This window comes from bacterium (assembly GCA_037131655.1).
GTDB lineage: Bacteria > Armatimonadota > Fimbriimonadia > Fimbriimonadales > JBAXQP01 > JBAXQP01.
Map to the genome: position 1 here is coordinate 1 of JBAXQP010000175.1, position 5,900 is coordinate 5,900.

At 49.4% G+C, this 5,900-nt stretch carries 5 protein-coding genes; 2 read left to right on the forward strand and 3 right to left on the reverse strand.

Going from position 1 to position 5,900, the window contains the following annotated elements; translation table 11 throughout:
* Together WCO51_08815 and WCO51_08820 are read left to right on the forward strand one after the other, a co-directional pair.
* Window positions 1-378, forward strand: a 378-nt coding sequence (locus tag WCO51_08815) for a pyridoxal-phosphate dependent enzyme (GenBank protein MEI6513360.1), incomplete at its 5' end; no start/stop codon positions are given.
* Window positions 379-438: 60 nt separating this feature from the next.
* Entirely contained in the window at window positions 439-1,332 is an 894-nt protein-coding gene (locus WCO51_08820) for a glycosyltransferase family 2 protein (GenBank protein ID MEI6513361.1), read from the forward strand.
* Between the two features lie 54 nt (window positions 1,333-1,386).
* Here the strand turns inward: WCO51_08820 and WCO51_08825 are convergent, their stop codons facing one another.
* From WCO51_08825 to WCO51_08835, 3 genes are all read right to left on the reverse strand, one after another.
* On the reverse strand, window positions 1,387-2,538 hold the full coding sequence (locus WCO51_08825; GenBank protein ID MEI6513362.1) for a dockerin type I domain-containing protein: 1,152 nt from the start codon (window positions 2,536-2,538) through the stop codon (window positions 1,387-1,389).
* Window positions 2,539-2,591: 53 nt separating this feature from the next.
* On the reverse strand, window positions 2,592-4,412 hold the full coding sequence (locus WCO51_08830) for a hypothetical protein (GenBank protein ID MEI6513363.1): 1,821 nt from the start codon (window positions 4,410-4,412) through the stop codon (window positions 2,592-2,594).
* A gap of 205 nt (window positions 4,413-4,617) precedes the next feature.
* Window positions 4,618-5,460, reverse strand: coding sequence for a DUF1559 domain-containing protein (locus tag WCO51_08835; GenBank protein ID MEI6513364.1), 843 nt, complete (start codon window positions 5,458-5,460; stop codon window positions 4,618-4,620).
* Between the last annotated feature and the right edge of the window lie 440 nt (window positions 5,461-5,900).

Here is a 5,900-nt window from a genome sequence, read left to right on the forward strand (position 1 = left end):
TCCGAAAGAGTGCTTTTCCAACGGCTGCATTTCCACGGTGGACGTGTTGTTTCCGCAAGCGCCGTTCTATCGGGCAAACCGCGAGGGCTCCATCTCATCCAAGGGATTGGAGCTGGTTTTATTCCTGATGTGCTCGACACGAAAATTATCGATGAGATTATCCAAGTCGACGACCAGGAAGCAATCGAAATGGCTCGTCGATTAGCGCGAGAGGAAGGCATCTTAGCAGGAATTTCTAGCGGCGCCGCCACTCACGTCGCCGTTAAGGTTGGAAAGCGCCCTGAAAATGCCGGTAAACTTATCGTAGTGATCCTCCCAAGCACTGGAGAACGCTACCTATCCACCCCTCTCTTCGCAAACCTACCCGAAGAGAAGTAGCAAGCCAGCTAATTGTTAACGTTGACTTTTAATGTCACTTCGCTCGCCTGGTGATTGAAATTGAATTCCAGCAACGGGGTAGGCAATAAAGGATATCAGATGCGGCTTTCAGTTTTGATTGTTAATTGGAATACTCGTGACCTGCTTAGAGCTTGCCTTCAGTCGCTCGATATGTACCCGGCGAGCGGGGGGCAGGAGGTGATTGTCGTCGACAATGCTTCCTCGGATGACAGCGCCGAGATGGTTAAGTGCGAGTTCCCGAATGTAAAACTCATTGCAAGTGATAAAAACCTTGGCTATGCGGCGGGCAACAACACTGCAATAAAAGCCGCTACGGGTGATTATCTTCTGCTGCTAAATCCCGATACGGAAATCAAGCCGGATAGCCTTGAACGCGCTATTGAATACTTCAAAACACACCCGCAAGTCGGCGCGGTTGGGGTTAAGCTCATCTACCCAAACGGAAACCCCCAATCATCCTGCCGTTCTTTCCCAACTCCTCTGGCAGTGATGTGGGAGTATCTTGGTTTCTCCCGTCTTTTCCCAAAAAGCAAAGTTTTCGGAGCCTACCGGATGACTTGGTTTAACTATAACGAAGAAATTGAAGTCGACCAGCCAATGGGCACATTTCTTCTCATCCCCGGCTATGCCATGGATGCGGTCGGCTTAATGGATGAAGATTTCCCCATTTTCTTTAATGACGTCGATTGGTGCAAAAGGGCGAAGAAGAGCGGTTGGAAAATTATGTTCCTGCCCAATATAGAAATCATTCATCACGGCGGCGAAAGCACTCGACAGGTTAAGAAAGCAATGATCTGGGAATCTCATAGAAGCCTCCTCTGCTTCTACCGCAAACACTATTCCCCACTCTGGCGCCTTCTTCTGGCTCCGATAGTCTATGCCAACGCTTTTATTCGAGCACGTGGGTGGGATAAAGGGTTTGTGGGTAGCTAAATGAAACAGGGACCGATTTCGCGGTCCCTGTGCGTGTGGAGGACGCTCTTGCTGTTAGTTACCTATGCTACCGAAGTTATTGATGACTAATAGAAAGTCTAAGTCATCCGTTTTATCGTCGCCGTTGCCGTCGCCTAAGAGTTTATTAACAGGATCGGTTGAACCGAAGTTGTTGATGACTCTCAGGAAGTCCAGGTCATCGATCTTGTTGTCACCATTATTGTCACCGCACTGCAGGTTGAACGTGCCGGAATTAAACGCCGGGGTATTGCCCACAAGTGTCTTGCTCAATGTCATCGCTGCCTTTACCATCACTGTATGGGAGCCGGTAGAAGGTAGGGTCACTGTGAAGGTACCGCTGGAACCGCTACCCGTGAGGGTTTTGGTAGTAGGAGAGCCATCTACTGTTACCGTCACAATCGGCAAACTCACCCCCATATACCCGAGGAGGTTGACCGTGCCGGTGAAAGTCACGGTCGGAGGAACTGTGCCGTTAATCAGGTGGAATAGGATGCCGTGTCCAGCTTCCTGTCGCCAAGCACCCGTGCCGTTCCCCGAGTTGCTGAAGTTGACCGAGCCGTCTGAAGATTCGCGAGTGTTTAGCACACTGAAACTCTGCGATTCGGCCGCGCCACCTGGTGTAGAAGCGGCTCCTACGACCAGAAGGTATTGCCCTGCAGACAAGTTTTTTGAGGCGAAAACAGACGAATACCAATAGTCAGCAACCCCCGGGCCGGCTTGCATTGGGAATGTATTCTTGCTTCTGGCCGGAGCCTTTAACAAGCCTACTGATTTATCACGAAGCGCAGATTTGACAAAGGGCAAAGTTAGTACCTCTGCCAGCGCTACTTGAGCAGCGCCAAGAGGCGCACTCGGGCTTCCGGTATACAAGTAGATACCAACCCACACTCGACCAGGCGTTAAATCACCACATGATTGGACCGAGAGACCAATCTGGTTCAGTGTCAACGCTGTGCCCAGAGTGAATTTAGAAGCATACCACTTGGCTCCATCTGCTGTATTGCCGCCAGGGATTGGAAAGAAATCGGTCAATCTTTCGCTATCAAATCCGATGCCGATGCTGGCTTGACCTGTTGTGAGACTGGCGGGTCCGAAGACTACCGATCCTGTCGTAGTCTGTGTCTGGCTAAAAGCGGTTGTCACGCAAATCGCGAAGACTAACAAACTACCTATTATCTTTTTCATAATTTATCTCCCTTCTCATTCTATTGTCACGAAACACAGATAGCGGACACGGGTTATGGCTGGTGCAAACCTGTGTACTCACCGTTGACCATGTCGCGCGCTTTCAGAATGATCTCGCCGCCATCTTCATTCCCTGCGGTAAATAAGGTAAGAGTACCGTTTTGCGGGGAAGTGGTAAAGGCATCAGATCGGAATGATCGCAGCCACAGGTTGTTGGTTTTGGGCAAGAAGGCGCCTGCCAGTCCGGCATATCGACTGCGGAAGCTGAGCGCACGCTGCTCTTGCGGGGTTGTATTGTTGTCGGGGTTGATAGCGCGGAAAATCAGTTGGATATCAGCCCAAATCGGATAGCTACCAAAGACATCTGAGTAACCGGGGTTCGCGAAATTCGAGCCAAACTTCGGGTTACTGTCAAATGGGGACTTGGCTAGCGGATCAACTCCATCTACCATAAGGTAGTGAACGTAGTTACCGTCAATAGCGGAGGAAGTGTCGGACGTTGCGCCGTTCTGAGCAAACTTAGGAGTGTTCCAGAAGGTATAGCCAATCGAGTAATCGACGTTCTTGACGGCTATGAGCATACGGCCATCGCCTGCAACTCTACCACCGTTGGCGGGAAGTACTGCAGGAGGTGAATAGGGCGAGCCGGCAGTCGTCGCGCCGGTATCAACCCTGCCGGTTAGGCGAGGATCGCCGACGTTGTTGCCACGACCTGGGCGTGATGTTGCAGGCAGATTGAAGAGGTATTCCTGACTTCTGCCTTTGCCTTGCATAAGACATTCTTCAAAGGTTAAATATGTTCCGGAGATTGGTTCGCGCTGGAAAGCAGCAATAGGAGTCGCGTTGGCAACCGCAAGCGCCTCATCGAAATTGACTTGTGAGAGGCCAAGGGTTCGCAAGCCGCGAACAAATGAACCGACCTCGCCCCAGTACTTGTAAAAACCACTAAATATCCTCGAGAGTTCAAGGGAGGTAATGTTACATGTGGCATCCAGCCCTCTTTTAACGTTATCGTTTGGGTTAGTGGGACTAAGTGTTTGGCTGGCTGAATGGGTCTTCATAATGATGACCACTGGCTGCGCGTCAAAGCTGAACGGGTAAGCAGGCGCTAGGCCGGTAGTCGGAGTCAGAGCGAGCGACTTGGTGGAGCCGCTGCCGCCGTCGGCGAAGAGTAGTGGTGATGTTTCGGTGAAGGTATAACTCGCCCCACCCGGAGTTGTGAAAGTTCCATTGAGGAAGCGGCTCTGAACATCAATAACTGTTCCCGCGCCGACTTCCGAACCGGCAACATTAACTTGGAGTTGATTAGCGGCAGCAGCCGCCAGTATCTGGCTTTGGTATCCAGCAGCAACAGTGGTGCCACCTAACGAACCGACGCCAGTGAAGTTGAACAGGGTTAAGTAGTAGCCGAGAGGGGCTAAGGCATGGCGAATACCGATGCCGGAGTCCGTCTGCATCGCAACGAACACGTATAATACGCTGGGATTGCTCTGTGCATCGCCGGCTACCACGATATGGGCAGCGCTGACGCTAGCGCGGTCGTCAAAAGTGAATGCACCGTTCCAGAGGCGACCAACTCCGCTAACAGTAATGTCCTCGTCACCGAGGTAGTAGTAGAGATTGCCTCCGGGAGCGCCAAGATTGGCTTCAGTATACTGAGCCTGTTTGACGTTTCCGTAGTTGCCGGAGTTACCACTTTCAATAATCACAGGGACAACCGTGGTTGGTCCTGAGTACTGTACAGGAAGTGCACGAGGCGTCCGGGGATTAAATTTGCCTGCCATTGCGGACAGTGCAAACAAGCCGATTACCGCAACCAATATGGCGGTGCGAATTCCAAGGCGAGATACAAGGCAGTTGTTTTGTAGTGTCATTTTTCCATTTCCTTTCTTCTGTGTGTTTCTTTTCTTCTGTGTGTTTCTTTTGCTTTTCTCAAAGCCTCGCGTTTGAGCGACATAGTCACGATGCGTTTGAGTTTGGCGTCAGGTGGACAGATCGCCTGTATTAACAGACGAGATGTTCCATTTATGTTAATTCGGAAAACCCATGCAGTCTGCCGAATGTTTGGCGCAGAGCGCATTAGTATGAGGAGCCGTTGTTGTAACGCCATGTCGTAACATTGACGCCGATCCTGGCTACTGGAGCTGCATGTTCGTTCCAGGGCGTTGCCTTTTCCAGGGCAGCCGTAATGTCCTGCGCATAATTATTAGATGAGCGATCAGTCGGAAGCGGGACAAAACGGGCATGACCGTCTGCCATCGCCATTACGAGTCCGGAGTGATGAGGAAGCCTTTTCGATCCGGCTTGTTGCCCTTGTACTAGTCGACAGGTATCCCAAAGGAAAACGTAGCTGCAATATGTCCACTTCGTCTGCGTGTCTTTTAGCCCGTTCCAAGCCTTTCCCCGTTGAGTCACTAAGTTCACTGATCCAGAAGCATAACCTTCCGTTAGCCAGATAAAATCCGCAGATCTTTCAAGCTTGGAAAGACGTATTGATGTACGAGTTCCTGGAGCCATTCCTGGACCTGTCACGTTTGCGTTAAATAGGTAGCTAACCGGACGTCCTTTGTCGGTTGGAATATCATGCTTGTTCGGAACGTAATCCGAATCCGAGGGACAACCGTATACCCCGCCGTTCTTGACGTATGGGTAGATGGCATTCTGCCACTCAGATGTGGAAGGTTGTGAATTCTGAGCTGTTTCCAGGTAAGCCCAGCCTGCAAGCGGGTGTGCCTCAGAATAATCAATACTGTATTGCGAAACAGCCAGGCCCAACTGCTTCATATTGTTGATGCAAGAAGTTAGTCGTCCCTTCTCGCGAGCCGACGCAAAAACTGGAAAGAGAATGCCGGCAAGGATCACAATTATCGCGATCACTACCAGAAGTTCGATAAGCGTAAAACCTTTCTTAAATTTCGTCACTCTTTAAATTCCTCCAAGTGTGTTTTTGTCCTTCCCTCACATTATTCATCAATAATGTTAAGCGAGTATTAAAGAAATATTAAGAGATGATTAAAGAATTCCATAAAAAATAAATTTATATATGAAAGAATGACTCTCAAGTGCTTAGATTTATTAATATTAGGTTTTCTTAACATTTTCTTAACAATTAGTGTGCTGCCTTGGACTTAAAAATGATTTAGAAGTTTGAATGATTTCCCTGATAACCATAACCGTTGTAACATCCATATGCTTGGTTTCGCATTGATCTAGCAGAAGCGAAGGTACACTTGTTATATAGTAGGAATGTGAATATCTGTAATGAGAAAGGCGGTTGGGTAATATGGTGAATAATCCTAAAGTGCCGGTTCCAACATTGGAACGGTTGTCAATCTATTTGCGTTTCCTTCATGCCTTAAAGG

Excerpts from the sequence above, each read along its gene's own strand:
- WCO51_08825 (MEI6513362.1), bottom strand. The coding sequence starts at position 2,538 with ATGAAAAAGATAATAGGTAGTTTGTTAGTCTTCGCGATTTGCGTGACA.
- WCO51_08830 (MEI6513363.1), bottom strand. The coding sequence starts at position 4,412 with ATGACACTACAAAACAACTGCCTTGTATCTCGCCTTGGAATTCGCACC.